Origin of the sequence: Halapricum desulfuricans, from assembly GCF_017094465.1 — an archaeon.
GTDB lineage: Archaea > Halobacteriota > Halobacteria > Halobacteriales > Haloarculaceae > Halapricum.
On record NZ_CP064791.1, the window covers coordinates 448,503 to 466,431 of the forward strand.

The 17,929-nt window shown below is 64.0% G+C and carries 15 protein-coding genes and 1 tRNA gene; 4 read left to right on the forward strand and 12 right to left on the reverse strand.

What is annotated here, in order from left to right:
* Positions 1 to 397: 397 nt before the first annotated feature.
* From HSEST_RS02260 to HSEST_RS02290, 7 genes are all read right to left on the reverse strand, one after another.
* The gene (locus HSEST_RS02260; RefSeq protein WP_229121949.1) at positions 398 to 1,291 is read right to left on the reverse strand and encodes a carbohydrate kinase family protein; all 894 of its coding nucleotides are present in this window, start codon (positions 1,289 to 1,291) and stop codon (positions 398 to 400) included.
* A 39-nt stretch (positions 1,292 to 1,330) separates the two neighbouring features.
* Positions 1,331 to 2,386: an A24 family peptidase gene (locus tag HSEST_RS02265; RefSeq protein ID WP_229121950.1), complete on the reverse strand. Its 1,056-nt coding sequence runs from the start codon at positions 2,384 to 2,386 to the stop codon at positions 1,331 to 1,333.
* 118 nt (positions 2,387 to 2,504) lie between these two features.
* A complete protein-coding gene (locus tag HSEST_RS02270) occupies positions 2,505 to 4,910 on the reverse strand; it encodes a DUF2309 domain-containing protein (protein WP_229121951.1) in 2,406 nt (801 codons plus the stop codon).
* Positions 4,900 to 6,396, reverse strand: coding sequence for a proton-conducting transporter membrane subunit (locus tag HSEST_RS02275; protein WP_229121952.1), 1,497 nt, complete (start codon positions 6,394 to 6,396; stop codon positions 4,900 to 4,902). The genes HSEST_RS02270 and HSEST_RS02275 overlap by 11 nt, the downstream gene beginning before the upstream one ends.
* 271 nt (positions 6,397 to 6,667) lie before the next feature.
* A complete protein-coding gene (locus HSEST_RS02280; protein ID WP_229121953.1) occupies positions 6,668 to 7,141 on the reverse strand; it encodes an Lrp/AsnC family transcriptional regulator in 474 nt (157 codons plus the stop codon).
* Positions 7,142 to 7,303: 162 nt separating this feature from the next.
* The gene (locus tag HSEST_RS02285; RefSeq protein ID WP_229121954.1) at positions 7,304 to 8,218 is read right to left on the reverse strand and encodes a serine/threonine-protein kinase RIO2; all 915 of its coding nucleotides are present in this window, start codon (positions 8,216 to 8,218) and stop codon (positions 7,304 to 7,306) included.
* Positions 8,219 to 8,379: 161 nt separating this feature from the next.
* Positions 8,380 to 9,363 (reverse strand): hypothetical protein, encoded by a 984-nt coding sequence (locus HSEST_RS02290; RefSeq protein WP_229121955.1) that lies wholly within the window; start codon positions 9,361 to 9,363, stop codon positions 8,380 to 8,382.
* A gap of 179 nt (positions 9,364 to 9,542) precedes the next feature.
* Here HSEST_RS02290 and HSEST_RS02295 point away from each other — a divergent pair, with 179 nt between their 5' ends.
* Positions 9,543 to 10,103, forward strand: a complete 561-nt coding sequence (locus HSEST_RS02295; protein ID WP_229121956.1) for a DUF7097 family protein — start codon at positions 9,543 to 9,545, stop codon at positions 10,101 to 10,103.
* On the opposite strand, the gene HSEST_RS02300 is transcribed toward HSEST_RS02295, so the two are convergent.
* The gene (locus tag HSEST_RS02300; protein ID WP_229121957.1) at positions 10,094 to 10,612 is read right to left on the reverse strand and encodes a hypothetical protein; all 519 of its coding nucleotides are present in this window, start codon (positions 10,610 to 10,612) and stop codon (positions 10,094 to 10,096) included. The two genes, HSEST_RS02295 and HSEST_RS02300, sit on opposite strands and share 10 nt — an antisense overlap.
* Positions 10,613 to 10,699: 87 nt before the next feature.
* Between HSEST_RS02300 and HSEST_RS02305 the strand changes: the two genes are divergently transcribed.
* Complete coding sequence (locus HSEST_RS02305; protein WP_229121958.1) at positions 10,700 to 11,251, forward strand: GMP synthase subunit A; 552 nt, start codon at positions 10,700 to 10,702, stop codon at positions 11,249 to 11,251.
* A gap of 155 nt (positions 11,252 to 11,406) precedes the next feature.
* On the forward strand, positions 11,407 to 13,269 hold the full coding sequence (locus tag HSEST_RS02310) for a DUF2070 family protein (protein ID WP_229121959.1): 1,863 nt from the start codon (positions 11,407 to 11,409) through the stop codon (positions 13,267 to 13,269).
* Positions 13,270 to 13,309: 40 nt separating this feature from the next.
* Here HSEST_RS02310 and HSEST_RS02315 read toward each other — a convergent pair.
* Positions 13,310 to 13,394: transfer RNA gene (locus tag HSEST_RS02315), tRNA-Ser, on the reverse strand.
* 108 nt (positions 13,395 to 13,502) lie between these two features.
* Here HSEST_RS02315 and HSEST_RS02320 point away from each other — a divergent pair.
* Positions 13,503 to 14,450: an AAA family ATPase gene (locus tag HSEST_RS02320; RefSeq protein WP_229121960.1), complete on the forward strand. Its 948-nt coding sequence runs from the start codon at positions 13,503 to 13,505 to the stop codon at positions 14,448 to 14,450.
* 16 nt (positions 14,451 to 14,466) lie between these two features.
* On the opposite strand, the gene HSEST_RS02325 is transcribed toward HSEST_RS02320, so the two are convergent.
* Genes HSEST_RS02325 through HSEST_RS02335 form a run of 3 tightly spaced genes read right to left on the reverse strand, consistent with a single transcriptional unit; the run spans position 14,467 to position 17,799 of the window.
* Positions 14,467 to 14,949 carry a DUF7519 family protein gene (locus HSEST_RS02325; protein ID WP_229121961.1) on the reverse strand — a complete coding sequence of 161 codons (483 nt, stop codon included), beginning with the start codon at positions 14,947 to 14,949 and terminating at the stop codon, positions 14,467 to 14,469.
* Positions 14,946 to 16,886 (reverse strand): DUF58 domain-containing protein, encoded by a 1,941-nt coding sequence (locus HSEST_RS02330; RefSeq protein WP_229121962.1) that lies wholly within the window; start codon positions 16,884 to 16,886, stop codon positions 14,946 to 14,948. The genes HSEST_RS02325 and HSEST_RS02330 overlap by 4 nt, the downstream gene beginning before the upstream one ends.
* Positions 16,879 to 17,799, reverse strand: a complete 921-nt coding sequence (locus HSEST_RS02335; RefSeq protein WP_229121963.1) for a DUF4129 domain-containing protein — start codon at positions 17,797 to 17,799, stop codon at positions 16,879 to 16,881. The genes HSEST_RS02330 and HSEST_RS02335 overlap by 8 nt, the downstream gene beginning before the upstream one ends.
* Between the last annotated feature and the right edge of the window lie 130 nt (positions 17,800 to 17,929).

A 17,929-nucleotide genomic window follows, 5' to 3' on the forward strand; every position in this document is an offset into this window, starting at 1 on the left:
TAACAAGACTATCCCGCAAGACAGAGTGTGTCTCCGTCTCGCTGTTCTGAGTAGGATTTTCCTAAGTATCCAGTCGAAACCTAGCTACGATCCGTATAATGGGCTTAATCGCAGACACCAGGCAGACGCAGTAGCGCGTCTGACGTGCAAAAAATTCAGACAAGACAGTTATCATGTGCCTACTCGAACCCTCTCTCTTCAGGTGCACCTTCGCCTGTGTTCGTGATAGATCCGGAGCTAAATACGCGCTGTGTACCTCGCACGTCTATCAGAAAACATCCACTGGATTGATAGAAATATCGGCGGTCAATACGCAATACCGTTCTACCGGCCAGTTCGATTGAGATCGGTGCGAAATCTATATCCTGTAGATGATTATATGATATCCGATTCGCTGCTATCGTAGCGGCTCTTCGTATCGGCGTTCGTACTCGGCGGCGAGTCGATCGGGCGAAAGCTCCGGATGGGCCAGATCTAGCGAGGAGACGGCCAGTCCGCCGGCGAGCGTCCCCAGTCGCAGGTTCGTCTCGACGGGCAGCCCCTGGCGATGGCCGTACAGATAGCCGGCAAAGAAGGCGTCGCCCGCGCCGTTGGTGTCGATCATCTCGAACTCGGCGGCTGGGACCTCGACCCACTCGCCGTCGGCGGTCAGGGCGGTCGCGCCGTCCTCGCCGTGCGTGCAGACGACCAGCCGTTTGCCGGCGTCGATCTGCTCGTGCATGAACCCGCGATAGTCGTCCATCCCCTCCTCGCTCATGAACAGGTAGTCGGCGGCCGCCAGGAAATCGTCGTAGTACCCGTCCTCGCCGTCGTAGGCGTGGATGTCGGCCCAGACTGGTGTTCCCGCTTCGACCGCCGCCGGGAGGAGCCCTCGCGTGTAATTGACGGGACTGACGACGAGCGCGTCGGCCTTGGCGGTCCACTGTTCGACCCGCTCGTAGTCGATGTCGGGCTCTTGAGTGGGCGAGACGACGAAAATCGAGATCCGCTCGCCGGCGTCGTTCATGAGATTGACGTGGCGCTCGGTTCCGTTCGGGTCGATATCGGCTTCGAATGTGACTGGTTCGGCGTCGAAGCGCTCGCGGATCGCCTCGCCGTAGCGGTCGTCGCCGATCATCGCGTGCAAGCGCGTGTCGACGCCGAGCCGACCCAGGTTCAGCGCCTTGCCCGCCCCGCTCGATCCCAGCGTCTCCTGGAAGTCTCGGGCGAAGTGTGTCTCGGTCTCCCGTGGGAACTCATCGAGGTAGACGATCGAGTCCCAGGAACAGCCGCCGGCCACGAACACGTCCATGTCCGGATCGAACGCGCCGCGGGGCTTGGTGCTATCGGTCTAGCCGAGTCCGATCTGCAGCAGTAGCCAGACCAGCACGTCCCCGGCGGTCAGACTCACGACGAGCCCGCCGAACATCGGGACGATAAACGGGATCCCCGGCGAGTACCACACCCGATCGCTCGTCGCGACGACCGAGAGGCCGGCCCGCAACTCCGCGGAGTCGGTCCCGTAGATTGGGCCGCCAATGTCCTCGAAGAACGCCGCCGCACCCCAGGGATCGTCGTCGGGCATCTCTTCGGTGGTGTCGGTCGTCTCGCTCGATTCCCCGCCGTCGATCGCCAGCGACTCCTCAGATTGCCGGATCGTCCCGTCGCCGGGGTCGTTGGGCTCGTCCGGCAGACTCTCCGGGTCCCGGTAGCGGTCGGGTGCCTCGCGCAATTGTTCGATCGTCAGCCCCCGCCACTCGAGATACATCCGGAGCACGTCCAGGTCCATCCCCTGGCGTGTGAGTCCGTCGGGCCGCTCGAGCAGTCGGCCGTAGCGCCGCGCGAGCGCGTCGGTGGCGATCGGCTGGCCGACGACCATCATCCTGCTCACGGCACCGTGTAGCAGGTTGCGGCCGGCGAGTGCGATCGGATAGACGGCCCCGACCAGGACGGTGTTCGAGAGGATCGTCAGCGCGAACACGCCGAGCGTGGCCTCGAACCACGGCAGCGTGAACCCGGGGAACAGAAATGTCGGATACAGCGGGAACAGGATCGCAAGCGTCATCAACGCTTTCGCGTCCGCACCGCCGAACCCGCCGAACCACCAGAATGCGTAGGCAAACGGCACCAGAAAGCCGACGCTGATCACCGTCCTGATGGCAAACAACTCGAGGGTCTCGGCGGCCTCCGCTTCGATGCCGACCTTCAGACCGTCAATGGTGAGAGTCCACACGGTGTCGGTCCAGACCGCGAGCGCGTCCCAGCTCAGGAGGACGATCCCGAGTGCGATCAGGGGCAGCCACGTCTCGTTCGGGACGCGCCGGGTCTTGACGTCTCGTATGGCTGCCCAGCCCAGCACCGGAACGGTGAGCAAACGCAGTAGATCAGTGAGTGCTGCGGCGAACACGCTTGTCGAAGTCTCGACAGGCAGCCTGTTATCACTTACGGAGCTCCGGGTCCCCGCTCGGTCGGCAGTCCGCAGGAGGACGCTCCCCCCGGGATGGTTCATCTCTGTGCGTCCGACCCTAGTCGTCCGCGACCACGGGCGCAGCCGGCACCGGCTGGTCGGCTTCAGGTCGTTCGGATACCGGCGTCCACTCTAGGTCGCTCTGGTACTGGAACGCGTGGTGGTCCTGCGTCGGATCGACGACCGTCAGCGAGAGCCAGTCGTTGTCGAGCAGCGTCGCCAACTCCTCGTGGCTAGCAAGGATGCCGGTGACACGTTCGACCGGGGCGTGGACGACCGTCGAGAGGCGGAGCGGCTGGTGGTGCGGTTCGTCGTCGGCTGCCATGAGCGACTGCAACGGCAGGCCGGCCATCAGGTCGCCGCCGTTGCCCTGATAGACGCCGATGTTCCCGACCGGGTTGTGCGTCACCTTCGACCCGCTGCCGTAGACGGCGTTGTCGACCGTCGAGAAGTAGTACTGGGCGTTGATCCACTGGGTGACGATCATCGGACCAGTCATGATGGCCTCAAGGGCCTCGCCGTCGGGATCGGTCGACCAGTCGTAGGAATGGAGGAACGAGCGGCCGTCGAGGTCGAGATCGCTCGTCAACTCGCGGGACCCGACGACGAACCCCGCGTTGCCGGCCAGTCCCCACTCCGGGCGGACCTCGGCCCAGTCGGCGGCCCGGCGCTCGGTCTCCCTGGTACTCGCCGATCCGTCGCTGCCCATCGACTCGGCACGCTCGGCGGCCGCGTGCTCGCGAGCGGTGTCGAGGTCGCCGCGCAACTGTTCGAGATCGTCGGCATGGGTCTCTGGCACATTGCCGTCGTACAGCTCGATCTCGTCAGTCGTGGTGTTGTGCTGGCCGGCGAGGAAGACGGTGTCGTCCGGGATCTCGAAGCCCTGCTCGCGTAGCTCGGTTTTGACCTCTGGGTCGTTGCAGATCGCCGCGAGGACGCGGGCGTTCGGGCCGCCGGGGTTGCCGGCGCAGGCCCCGCAGTCCAGGCTCGCATCGTAGGGGTTGTTCGTCGTCTCGCTGGCGTGGCCGACGAAGACGACGAGGCGGCCGAACTCCTCCCAGCCCATCAGATCGAAGGCGGTGGCGGCGTACTCGACTTTCTCCTCGGTGGTGATCCCCACCGGTAGATCGCCCGCGTACTCGTGCTGGTGATGGACGAGCGGCTCACAGAACTCCTGCTTGTTAGGTACCGACTCCTCTGTGGCGCCCAAGAGGTCGTACACGCGCTCGGGGACGAGCGTGCGGGCTGCGAGCGCGAGCCCGTACCCGCTCCCGGTCGTCTCGACGAAACCGTAGGCGGTGGCGGCGTTGGTCTCCAGCGACTCGATAACGTCGGTCGCAGCCTCGCGGATGCCGGTCCAGCGGTCGTGGCGTGTCCGCGTGTCGCTGTCGGTCGGGAAGTCGGTGACGTGGTGCTCTGCGTCCAGGATCGGTGGGCAGGAATCGACTGACACGTCGGCGTCGTATCCCTGGTACTCCATGGGGATACCGAAGAAGCCGGCGTACCCGCGGGTCTCGTAGCCGCCCGCCGCCTCGATGTGGCGACGGATAATCTCCGAGCGGGTGTCGATACAGAACACCAGCTGGGCGTCCGGCCGGCCCGACGGATCGCTGTCGGCCATCGATCGACTCTCCGCGGCGACGGTCCCGACGAGGTCAGCGCGGTAGGTCGCCTCCCACGCGCGAAGGAAGGCCTGCGCGAGCTCGTCGACCCCATTCGTATCGAGGCTGCCGGCTGCGGGTTCGATGTCGGCATCGACGGCATCCAGGAGCGCCAGCCGAGCCGCGAGGTATCCCTCCAGCGAGATCGGGTACGCCGACTGCCACTCGTTGCCGCTCTCGGCGCGCTGCTTGATGTACCCCGTCCAGCCCGGGAGGGCAGCCAGTTGCTCCTCGAAGATCGGGACCCACTGGCTTTCCGGGTACGGCTCTAGTACCGTCTCGATGGCCTCGATCGGTGTCTCCGGCAGATCTTCGAGGACTCCCGCATCAGGAACGTCGCTATCGTATTCGACCACCGCTCTGAAGGCTGTGTAAAATCCCGACTCGCGGTTGGGCATCGGCCAGTGGGCGCTCCCCTCCTCGAGGAAGGCGGATAGCCACTTCGCCAACACCTGATCGACGTGCTCCGTGGCAGTGTCCGTCTCACTCGCTGGGGCGTCGGTCGCGTCGGCCATGCGACCGAGCAGCTCCGCAGGGTCGTCCTCGTAGCCGGCCTCGGCGAGTTCCGTTTCGAGTATCTCCGGATCGATCTGACCGCGCTGAAGCGCCGTCCGGAACGTCTCGGCGCTCGGGTAGCCGCGGCCGCCCAACAGGGCAGCCGCCTGTTCGACCGCCTCGCCGAACGGCTGGTCTTCGAACCCCGAGAGCGGATTGGCCGTCACGAACGAGTGCAGTGGCCAGACCGAGCCGACGGTGGTCGCTGCCCTGTCGATGCTGTCGCGGATGGCGGATTTAGTACTCATTGTAGTCCTCCGTGGTAGTCAGGACGGTGTCGGGCGACGGCTGGCCGGCGTTCAGCAGTGTCACGTAGAGGCGCGTACTGTGCTCGTGGACGCCGGTCTCGATCGCGACGTAGATCCCGACGAAGACGGCGGCGACGATGCCGTGGAGCAGGGTCAGCTCGGTCGGTGCCGTCACCACGGCGAGCCCGGACAGGAATTCGGACACTCCCTCGTACACCACAGCGTAGACGCCGATAGCCGGGAAGAAGACCAGCGGCACGGCCCCGTACCGGGTCAGCGTCGACAGCGACGTGTGCTGGACCGCGTTGTGTGCCGCGTGGAGCGTGGTAAACACCACGAAAAACGTCAGCAGCAGTCCGGTGTCGACTCTGGTTCCCTTCCCAGTCAGCGCCGCGAACAGCGCGCCCCCGGCCAGCCCGGTCAGCAGCGTCACGGTGACGCCGGCGACGTTCGCCACCCGCCCCGTCGTGTGTGTTGCCCCATCGCCTGGACTGGTGTGTTCGACCTGCTCGCCCGAACGCAGGAACTGGTAGGCCTTGTAGAAGCCGTGCAACACGAGATGAGTGATGGCCGCCCCGAAGAAGCCCAAGCCGGCCTGCATGATCATGAATCCCATCTGGCCGACTGTCGAACAGCCGAGCCTGCCCTTGATGTCCGTCTGGACCGTCTTCAGGACCTTTCCGAGTAACGCGCTGGTCGCGCCTACTACGACCACCGCGAGCATGAGCGTGGGGTCGACGGTGATAACCGGGGCGAAGCGGGTAAGCAGGATCCCGCCGGCGTTGACGAACCCGGCGTGCATCAGTGCCGACGCCGGCGTCGGGGCGGTCATCGAGGAGAGCAACCAGCCGTGGAACGGCACCAGGGCGGACTGGATCATCGCAGCGAGCACGAGTGCGGCGGCAGCGACCAGCCACAGTGGGCCACCGAGCCCATTGGCAGCTGCGGCGACACCGGAAACTGTCGTCGCGCCGGTTGTCCACCACAGCGCCGAAAGCCCGATTGCCAGTAGCGCGCTACTGGCGAGAAAGTACCTGCGGGCGACCGCCGCGGCCACCTGTGCCTGTCCCCAGCCGCTGACGGTACCGATGAGGTTTGCCATCAACAGCCCCATCGCTAGCCACAGGAGCGCGAACAGTGCGAGGTGGTCGGCAGCGACCAGCCCTATTACGGCCGCTGTGAAACCGAACACAGTAGCGACAAATTTCGTCTCGTGGGTGCTTCCAGCCATATAGCGGCGCGAGTAGCTGTGGACGATGCCGCTGAAGAAGGTGACGACCACCCACATCAGTACGGTCAGTCCGTCGATGGCGACTATCCCGGGAATCTCCCACGTGCCTCCGGTCCGGACCCGGATTGCAACCGTTGCGATGCTCGCGGCGAACAGCGACCACACGAGCCACGTGAGTGCGACGGGCACGAACGGCGACTCCGACGCCGTGTCCGGAAGCGATCCGACCGTTGTCGTTGAGCTGTGTCCTGACATCGTTCGGTCCATCTGTGACCGCTCGGCAACCGGGCGTCCCGGAACGCCGATTCTGGTCGTCTCTACTATCTATGCGAACGTACTGTTTGTTAAATCCTTCTATATTACCAGAACGTTCTCAAAATGGGGGATAATAGAACATTATGGTTTCAGTGCTGGGAAGCGATACTGGGTTGGCGCTACAACTGTCTCCAGTAGTCGATACCCAACGAACCTACAGTCAGAGCAGGCCGCGTGTCCCGGGATCGTTCGGCAATCGAAGATTTCGGGATTACTTACTGTTTTCGGGGTCGAACGTCCCGAACGGCGTCGTCTCGTGGCTCCGGACGAGTACTTCGTCGGCGACTGTCAGCCCCATATCTAGCAGTTCCTGCGCGACGGGCGTGATATCGCTATCCGACTCGCCGACGACCGTCACGAGGAGGTTCTGTTCACCGGTCACCAACTCCTGGACCGACACGACGCCGTCGATCGCAAGTATCTCGGGGATCAGGTCCCCACGTTCGGGTATCGAAGCCGTACAGTACAGCAGCATTCGGAGTGGGAACCCCGACTGCTGGTAATCGACGCTGGCACTGTAGCCTTTGATCACGCCGTCGGATTCGAGGCGCTGGATGCGCTTGCGGACAGTGCTGTCGGAAGTGCCAGTCCGTTCAGCGATATCTCCGGATGACATGTTTCGAGCATCTTCCTGTAGTGCATACAGAATCGCTCTGTCCACGTCGTCGATTTCTTCGTCAGCCATACTAGAGTGTCCACGACAGAGGCACTTTATTTGCCCCCATGCTCGTCGCGTGCGCTGTTCCAGTGTCAAAACCACACTCTGTAGCTGGCGGCCTGGGCCGATCGGGCATCCCTGTATCGAGACGAATATCCTACACCCGTATTCTATATTGCGAAATATAATTTATTCTCCGTCAAACGACGCCATCGACTCGAACTCCCCATCCCGGATCGCACGGCTCAAGTCGTCGATATCTACCGGTTCAGACACCTGGCTGGGGTACTTTCGCTGGACGTATCCGACGATGTTGTCGATATCGCGTTTGAGCAACTCGTCGCTGTTCTCGTGGTCGGTCGGCACGGCCTGGGGCCAGTCGAAGATGGTGATCCCACCGCTGGCGACGAAGATATTGTACTCGCTGATGTCGGCGTGGACGTACCCTTCCTGATACGCTGTCTGGATCTCCCGGAGGATCATCTCCAGCAACGGCCGCACTTGTTCGCTGTCGATTCGCGCCTGTGAGAGCTCCACACCGTCCATCCGTTCCATGGCGATCGCATGCCGGTTGTGGTCGATCGGCTGTGGGACCGCTACGTCCGGATACAGCGTTTCCAGCGCGTCGTACTCCTTCTCGGCCGCCTTGCGTGCGGTGTACTGCCAGGAGACGTGTTCGCGGTCGGCGGTGTACTCCCGTTCGCGCATCACTTCCCGGAAGTTCGTGTACCCTTCCCGGTGGAATTTCAATGCCAGTGGCCGGTAGGATTGGGCCTCGTAGACGTCGCTCTCCTTGCCGACCCCCAGCGGTGCGCCGACACCGCTGATGGTCTCTCGCTCGGCGAAGGTATGCAACGCCAGCGCGTCGTACCCCTCGAAGGTGAGGGTGTACCCCTCGTACTGGATGGTTTTTCGCTCGATCAACTCTCGATCCATACAGCGATCGAGCCGGTATTCGACGTCCTCGGCTGTCAGCCGCGAGTACTCCGGAATCTTCTCACGCTGGACCCACTCCGAGAACCGCATCCCCTGCTCGATTCCCGAGAGCAGATAGAAATCCTCGGGTTCGAGCTCTGCCATCACCGGCGCGACGTTCTGAACCATGTGCCGGTTCTACTCGCTTGAGTGCTAAAAGGCCGATGTGTCCGGGTATAAATCTTATGTCGATATATGGAATTCTCGATCAACCCCGACTGCACATTGATGGGTTGTAGTGAAAAATCAGCTTGAGCTCTAATTCGTATCGTTACCAGTGGCGTGGCGAGTTAGTACAGCACACTCGACACTACTCCTCCCGTAGTCCATTCAATCGACACGCGGCGACCGCTAATTGAGTAGGATGGTCGCTCTTCGGCTCTGGTAAACTCACCACTCTCGGCAATGTACGTTTTGATATCGTTCTCGTCCACGTCTCGCTCCTCGTCGAAGACGATCACTCTTGTGATATCCACGTCAGTTCCGTTTACCGTATACGTCGTCCCCTGCGCCACCGTTCCGCCGAGACGACCATTTTCTGGGCCCTGATCTCCGCTCAACTCTGTCTCGTTCTGTGTACTGGCGCTTATGGTATGGCCCATCGAGAGGCCGCTCGCGAGCTCACTCATATCGCTCGTTTCGGTATACGTCGGAACTTCCCCCGCGTTCGCGTCGAATAGCAACTCCGCTACACCTTCTGCAGTCGGAAGCGTGTCGGTTTGATCGTTCCCTCCGATGTTGATAACCACATTCTCGTTTTCATCGACGACAAACGCGTCTAGATTTGATTCACCTGCATTTTCCTGTCTAAATAGCGTCCGACTGTCCGTCATTTCGCTGGTCGTTGCGTATCCGGCGCCATACTCGATTTTGTCTCCAATCCAATCAGCATCAAACGAACCCGTATAGATGGTCGCCTCGAAGTCCGAGGAGCCAAAGCTGTCCTCACTGGAGACTCTGGCATTCATCGAGATTCTGTACTCGACGTCTTCTGACGGAAGCGATCCGAACTCGGTCGAAACTCTTTGCGAACTTTTCCACAGTGTGTCGTCGACCGCACTGTAGATTCCCGACGGCGTCCGTGCCGAGAAACTGTAGTGGTTGAGGCCATCACTGATCTCTCCGGGTTCCGGTAGCCAGGAACTGACCGCCGAGAACGATCCCGTTGAGCCGTCGTCCCCGCCCAGGAACGGAACGCTGTTACATCCTGCCAGCCCCATCGCCGAGGCGGTTGCCGCTGCGCCAGTCGCTTTCAGCATTTCGCGCCGCTTCATAACATTTTGCCAATCATATCCCTCTCATATAACTATGACGGAGATGACATCATCTGTGCATTGTGGTGCCGTCTCTCATCTGTTCTACTACCCGGTCCGTTTCGAGTCCGCGCTCGTTATCGCACTATCACAGCAATCCTGATCGACAGGTAATTCCGGTTTCCACCGTACCACTGTCTATGGAGCGAGCACCAGGTGGATCACCGGTCGGCGTGGACGACCCGTACGCGCACGTCGATCGGTGTGACCACGTCACCGACGATGGCCGGTGTCGGTGGGCGCTCGAACGCGACTCCCGTGATCCGGAGTTCGTCGCCGACCGGCGTCGGAACGACTTTCGCTGTCCCGTCGTCGCTTCCGACGCGGATCCCGACCAGGCATCGTCCGAAACACAGCACAGCGACTGGTCGTGGTCGGACTGCCCCCACTTCCGATCGCTGACGGACGGTCGAACCTGCCGCCGCTGTGGTCTCGAAGAGCGGCGTCTCGCCCACGACGATGCGCGACCGCTACTCGAGGAGCATCACCTCTCGTACGCCGATCGAGAGGACGGTCCGGGCCACGAGATCACCGTCTCGCTCTGTCGGTGGTGTCACGCGAAAGTCCACAACTCCTGGGCGCGGATCGACGATTCGGCCCAGCCCGACCCGGAAGCGCTCGCTGTCGCCGAAACGCGAAAGGGCAGAGAGGTCGAGGAGCTGTCCTTCGAGTCCGCGAGCGAGCGATTCGATTATAAATAGCGGTTGACGATGCTGACGACGCGGTTTCGCAGCCCTTCTTCGCCTTCGACGCTTCCGTCGCTGCTGACAATGTATTCAGACCCGTACTTTTCGACGGTGAGCGTCGCCGTCTCGGTGTCCTCGGTCACCTCGAAGCCGTTCTCTTCCAGACGGTCCGTGATCGTCTCGAACTCCTCGGGGACCGATGCAGCGTCGGCCTCCTCGTCAACGACCGTGAGCCGACTCTCGGGGAATCCGTAGTAGTCGATCCCGTGCTCGCGCACGCCGTCGAACAGTCCCCCGGGTGGCACGTCCTCCCAGTCCGGCCACTCCTTCGTGAGCTGGTCGAGAAACGCGATCACGACGAGCTGTTCGTTCGGGTCGTACTCCGGGTTGGACTCGGCGGTCGTGTAGGTCTCGCCGTCGACCTCGTACTCCCAGTCCGCGATCGTCTTCTCGGGCTGGTGGACGACGACGGCCTCGTCCGGATCGTCGTCCTCGCGGTCGAGCACCCGTGTCCCTTCGTTCATCGGTACTCTCTCGGTGGCTCTCACACTTGTCTTTTCCGTCGATCGTTTTCCGCGGGTATTTACCTGCCAGTCGTGTAGCACTGCCCAATGACCCGTATCGACGTCGTGGACAACCACGGCCAGTTCACGCATCTGGAGCAACGCGCGCTTCGTGATATCGGCGTCGAGGTCGAGTTGATCGACAACACGACCCCACCCGAGGAAATCGATGCCGACGGGCTCGTCCTCTCGGGCGGGCCGGATATCGAACGTGTCGGCAACTCCGCCGAGTATCTCGATCTCGATATCCCGGTTCTCGGAATCTGTCTGGGTATGCAACTCATCGCCGACGAACGCGGCGGAACGGTCGGCTCCGGGGAGTACGGCGGGTACGCCGACGTGACCGTCGAAATCGACGATCCGTCCGATCCCCTGGTCGGCTCGCTCGCGCCCGAGACCCGGGTCTGGGCGAGTCACGCCGACGAGGTCAAATCGGTCCCCGAGGGATTCGTCCGGACGGCCCACAGCGACGTCTGTGGCGTCGAGGCGATGGCAGACACCGACGCGGACATCTACGGCGTCCAGTGGCACCCCGAGGTTGCCCATACCGAGCAGGGTGACGTGGTCTTCGAGAACTTCCGGTCGATCTGTGACCGGTAGTCGCCCGATGGCATCGCTCGGGACGACCTCGACACGGCTGCCACCGTGGGATCGTATCCTCGACACGCCTACCACCGTGGGGTCGTATCCTCGACACGCCTACCGCCACCGCTGGGTCGTATGCTTTATCCTGCTCGCAGTTGCCCTTCCAATAGATGACGACGACGCAGGGTAATCTGGCTGCGCTCTCACGGTTCGTCTTCCGGGCGCCCAGGTGGTACACGACGCTGGCGTTCGCGTTACTGATCGCGGCCGTCAGCGGCGTCGCTGCGTTCGACTCGGCGTTCGTTCTCGAGGACGCCTGGCAAGGCGTGTTCTTCCTCGGCATTCCCACTGTCGCCGCGAGCGTGCTGGTCCCGCCGATCGATCGCCGGCTCGGTGGCCGCCTCACCTACAGTCACTCCTCGCTGCTGGCGCTGGCCAACGAGTTGCTGGTCATCGGCGTTCTGACCATCGCGGCTGTCGTCGCGCTGGGGACGCCGCTGGGACAGCCGTTCGTCTTCGACGCGCTGCTGTTGGGGCTGGCTATCGCCTTCGCGGTCTGGTTGCTGATCGTGGTCGCTGTCTCCCGACACCGGATGCTGATCGCTGTGATTCCGGCGAGTATCCAGACCGCCACGGCCGCGTTTTTGCTGTTCGTGTACACGGGGACGCTCCGGTATTTCGAGATCGGCGGGTCGCTATCCAACCGGCTGTTCTCGCGGGCGTCCCACGCGAATCTCCCGGTCGTCTTCCAGCCGCAGGATCTACTCGTACTGGCGCTTATCTGTCTTCTCTACGCCGGCGCAGTCTGGCTATTTCTCGTCGTGATCGACCGGCCCTGGCGGCGCAGTCTGGACGTCAGCGTCCTGGCGTTCATCAGCGGGTTTCTGGGCCATCTCGTGGACGGCTCCCGCGAACTGGAGGATTTCTTCGAGGAGATCGGTGAGACGGCCGTCGTCCCCGTCTCCGTACTCTCCGTTCGCCGGGCGGACGGCTCCGAACGTGACCGGGAGAAGGCTCGGTTCGTCTTGCCGATGATCCATCCCGGGCCGATGGGTGACATCGGCGGCGGCAACCTCCCCGTCCGGATCGACGAGCACGCCGAGGGGCTCGCGTTTCCGCCCCACGCCACCGCCGGACACGACTTCAATCTCGTCACCGAACGAGAGGTCGAGGCGCTCATCGATGCCGCCGATCGCGCCCACGACCGGATCGAGTACGCGAGCACGGCCACGGCCGGCCACCGCGTCGAGGCCGGGGACGCGACGGTGACGGGCCAGGCCTTCGGCGACGACCTCTTCTCGACGGCCACGTTCGCGCCGGGATTCGCTGACGACATCGAGTTCGGCGTCGGCCTGTCCGCGATCGCCGGGGCTCGCACCAGCTACGAGGACGTCATGCTCGCGGACGCACACAACTGCAACGACGGGTTGACTGGCCCTGATCTCGGCCACGTCGTCCCTGGAAGCGAGCGGTCGTTCGATCTGATCGAGGGCGTTGGGGGACTCGCTGACCGCCTGGCCGACGCGTCCCAGTCCCGGTTCGAGCTCGGGACGGCCCACGACGCGACGCCGTGGAGTGTCGAGGACGGTATCGGGTCGCTCGGGATCCGCGTCGCGCTCTTTCGGGTCGACGGTCACACCACTGCGTACGTGCTGATCGACGGCAATAACATGGTCCCCGGACTGCGTGACCGGATCCTCGCGGAGATCGACGGCGTCGATCTCCTCGAAGTGCTGACGACCGATACTCACGCCGTCAACACGATCGACGCCGAGAACCCGGTCGGCGAATCCATCCCCGAGGACGAACTGATCGCGCTGATCGACGACCTCCTCGCGCAGGCCCGAGACGACCTCGAAGTCGTCGAGGCCGGGATGGCCACCGAACGGGCCGAAGTGACCGTCTTCGGCAACGATCGCACGGAGATGCTCGCGAGCACCGCCAACGCCGTCGTGACCCTCGGTGCGCCACTCGCCGGGGCGTTCATCGTCGTGGTACTCGCCGTCAGTGTCCTCCTGTTTTTCCTGACGTGAGGTGCAGACGCCACTTTCGATGGGTTGTCCAGCGCAGAAACGCCGAGGGAGAGATTTGAACTCTCGAGTCCGTGAGGACACCTGCTCTCGAGGCAGGCGCCTTGGCCAGGCTAGGCTACCTCGGCTCATAAGTCCGTATCCGCGAGGGACTTGTATCGGTTTCGATCCACGCCCGGGCTGGCAACGACTGGCATTTCGATACCCTGAAGGGACGGGCCTGAAACAACGAGCGTATGGACGTTGCTGAAGCCAGTGCGGCCTGTGACTCGTTGCTCAGCGAGATCGAGGGGGCAGTCGTCACCGATCGGGAGTTTCTCGAAACGGTGCTGTTGGGTGTCGTCGGTCGGGGACACGTCCTGCTCGAGGACGTGCCCGGGACGGGCAAGACGCTGACGGCCCGGAGCTTCGCGACGGCGCTCGGGCTGTCCTTTTCGCGCATCCAGTTCACCCCGGATCTGCTGCCCGCCGACGTGACGGGGACACACGTCTTCAACGAACGCGACGGCTCTTTCGAGTTCAGCGAGGGGCCGATCTTCGCGAACGTCGTGCTGGCAGACGAGATCAACCGCGCCCCGCCGAAAACCCAGTCGGCACTGCTGGAAGCGATGGAGGAAGGGCAGGTCACCGTCGACGGGGACACCCACGAACTGCCCAAGCCGTTCTTCGTGCTGGCCACCCAGAACCCCGTCGAGATGGAGGGAACCTTCGAGCTACCGGAAGCGCAGGTCGACCGGTTCGCGATCAAGACCGCGATGGGCTATCCCGACGAGGATGGGGAGTTCGAACTGTTGCGACGGCGCGCCGGCCGCACGGAGCAGAGCCCCACCGTCGAGACGGTGCTCGATCCCGAGTCGGTACAGGACCTGCGAACGACGCCGGAGTCAGTCACCGTCGAAGAGGACGTGCTGCAGTACCTGGCTCGACTCACTCGCAAGACTCGCGAGCATCGCTTCGTCGAGGTCGGCGTCTCCCCGCGCGGGACGCAGCGCCTGTTCGAAGTCGCACGCGCTCGCGCGACGATTACTGGTCGGGAGTTCGTCACGCCGGACGATGTCAAGCGAGTCGCGCAACCGGCGCTCGCGCACCGGCTCGTACTCACGCCGGACGCGCGGGTCGAAGACGTTCACAAATCCGCCGTGATCGAGGACGTACTCGACAGCGTCGAAGTCCCGACGGTCTAACGTCTCGCTCGTCGGTTCACCGTCCGAGCGCGAGCACGACCAGCACGACTCCGAACACGAGCAGCGACAGCGCGATCTCGGGCTGGCCCGCACTGGCGACCAGGTAGACGCTGTACCCGGCGACTGCGACGGTGAGCGTGACCGTGCTCACCGCCGCGGCGTGTACGATCTCGGCTCGCTCGCCCGCGCCGGTCCGGAGCTGTCCGGCCATCGAGATGGCGTTCTCGCCGACGTCCCAGGCCAGCACCGTTCCGATCATTGCGACGACGACCGCTTCCGGAGCGCCGCCGCCCGCTCCGGCGAGCACGACGCCCGCGAACAACAGCGCCACGCCGCCGGCCAGGATCGCTCGCGACGTGCGATAGACGCCCGCGATCGCCACGGGGACACCGGCGATCGCCGCGGCGCTTCCGCCCAGCAACGCACCGATGGCGGCGACTGTCCCGGTGAGTCCAGTCAGGACGAGCCCGGTGGCGGAAGGTGTGCGCTCGACGCTCATCGCGACCACCGCCGTTGTGCCCGGTTGATGGCGATCCCGAGCGGCTCGCTTCGTCGCCAGTCGATCACTCGCACGTCCGCATCTCTGAGCCGCGACAGCCGAAGCCGGCGCTCCAGATGGGCGACGGTCTGCCCGGGCGTGGCCGTCGCCGTCGCGTCCGGTGCGACGACCGTCATCGGGTAGCCATAGGCGTGCAACCGGCGTGCCATCGAGACCGCAGTGTCGTCGGCCAGCGGGGAGAACAACACGAGTTGCGCGTTTTTCGGCAGCCGTTTCCGGAGTCGTCCCATCGCGAGCACCGGATAGAACGTCTCGTCGCTGCCCTCGGTGAACGCGCTCTCGGTCGTCAGCAACCGCTTGGCCAGCGCCCAGTGGCCGTGTCCCGCGCCGGGGGCCAGCCAGCAGTCCGCCGCTCCGAGCGCTCCCAGTCCAACCCGGTCGTCGCTGTCCAGGCGACTGTGGAACACGTCTGCGATCGCACCGAGACTCCGCTCGATCGCGCTCGGGGCGTCGCGTTCCGGCGCGACGAACGCGTCGCTTCGGGCGTCGAGCAACAGCACGACCGTCGCGGCGTGCTCCTCCCGGAACTGCATCGTCGCCAGCTCGCCGCCGCGTGCGACCCGGTTCCAGTCGATCCGTTTGAGTGGGTCCCCGGGTCGGTACTCCCGGATAGAGTGAAACTCCAGGCCGCTGCCGCCGACGTCGGTGACGACGCGGCCGACATTGGGGCTCGTCTTCGCACGGACCGGCACTGAGAGATCACCCGTCGGCTTGGGTTCACACCGCAGCCGCATCTCCCCGGACGCGCCGAGGTGCCCGACGCCCTCGACGGTTCCACTCGCGTCACGCGACACGAGCAACCCCTCCTCGAAGGCGTGCTCGCCGCGCTCGGCTTCGACCACGTAGGCGAATCGTGTCGACGCACCTGGCTGGAGTGCCGTCCCGTGACGAGGCGATCCTTCGACGACGGTAAGGCCCGGCGGGACGCCGTCCAGATACCGGAGATCGAACCCCATCCGATCGCCGACGTTCGTGATCGTCACCGTCACGCGAACCCTCCCGTTCGGGTCCGGTTCGGTGTCGTCGATCGTCCGCTCGATTTCGAGCTGTGGCGTCGGCGTCGATCCGACGTATCTGAGTGCCAGTGGGCCGAGTCCGACCACACCGGCCAGAACCAGTGTGCCCGCGTCGAGCAAGACCCCGATCCCGACCGCCAGTAGCGTAAGTGCGGTCACGATCCGTAGACGGCCCGTCTCTCGGATCTGTGAGTCGACCTCCGATAGCCGTCCGACCCACCCCTCGTCGACCGTCGATCGGGCGCCGGCCTGTTCGGGGCCGCCCCAGTCCCGATCTGTCACGCCCAGTCGGTCCGCGATCGCGTCGATCGCGTGGCGGGCCTGTGTCACGAGCGCGTGCTCGCCCGTGAGGCGCATCCGCAGTCGCTCGCTCCGTGAGAAGGGTGTGCTCGACTGGAAGAAACCGGCCGCGATCCGGTCGTCGGTCCAGCCGCCGGATTCGACGGTCGCCACCCGATCTTCAGGAGCCACTGCCGTTCGTGTCAACACCGAATCCAGTACGGTTCGCAGACGCTTTCGGACCGAACTGATTCGCTTGTACCGACCGAGTGGCCCGTCCGCCGTCGTGCCGGCGAGATCCGCGTCGACCGACGTTCCCGGCACGCTGACTGTCGATCGATACTCGACCAGCGGCGGATCGAATTCCGATCGCTCGCCGCGCAGGTAGTTGACGCTCAGCGACAGCGCTGCGCCGATTCCGACCAGCGGCATCAGATACGCGAGTAACAGTACCGGATCGAACGCCGGTGCGAGACCCGGATCATAGATGAAGACGATCGCCAGCACGACCGCGAGCGATCCGACGACGATCAGTCCCAGCGTCGACCCGGAGAGGCGCTCGGTCGCTTCTCGTTCACTCATCGTTGCCCCCAGCGTACGTTCGCTGTATGCGCCGTAGTGCCTCCCGAGATCGCTGTTCGCGCTCCGGCGTCGGCTGTCGATTCCCGTAGCGCACCTCCTCGAAGACGCGAGTCAGCTCCCGGACGTCCTCGTCGGACATCCCGGCCTCGATCGCGATCTCGGCAAACTCTTCGGGGGTCGTCGTCCGCGGCTGGGCGACATCCAGCGCGTCGGTCATCTCCCGCCAGGCTCGATAGATCGCGTTTTCGAGATCGGATTCCGCTTCGAGCCGGTCGGCGGCTCGCCCGGCCGCCTGTCCGACCGCCTGCACGGACGACGGTTCGTCGGTTTCGTCCGTTCCTTCCTCGAGTGCGATGTCGACATCGGTACCGGAGTACCGATAGACTGCCGCGGCCAGCAATACCATCGCCAGCCCGACGATGCCGAACAGCAGTGGGGTAGCCTCGGTACTGCTCCGTGGCGAGTCCGACGCCGCCTCGCCGCCGGTCCCGCCGCCGCCACCACCGTCTGTCCCGTTTTTCGGCTCCATCTGGACGCCGCCCATCTCCGGCACCGTATCCATGAGCGCCCCCAGCACGAGCAGGCTGACGACGGCGACGACGCCGATGACTATCGCGAGGCCCACGGTTCGACGAGGCGTGAGCCACTTCGCAAACATGGCCAGCGTGGTCAGCACCCCGACGACGAAGACGATCACTCCGAGGACCACAATGAGTCTGCTCTCGCCGCTGTCGTCCGTCCCGGAAGACGACCCCGGAGCGTCGGACGCCCCCTCGTCATCCTCGCCCGCGGCCTCACCGGGTCCAGTTCCCGGGTCCGAACTCGACGGCGTCGATACCGTCGCTGCAGCAATCGCGAGCCCGCCGACGCTCAGCAGTACCACCGCCACGACGAGAAGCTGGTTGCTATTCACTCACAGCCCGTTTCGTGTCTCCCTGATTTCGGTTTATCGGTCTCCGTCGGTGCTCGGTTCCCACTCTGGCTATGCGTCACACGACCGTCCGACAAATATAAGAAAACAGTCAAATGTTTCCACAGGAATG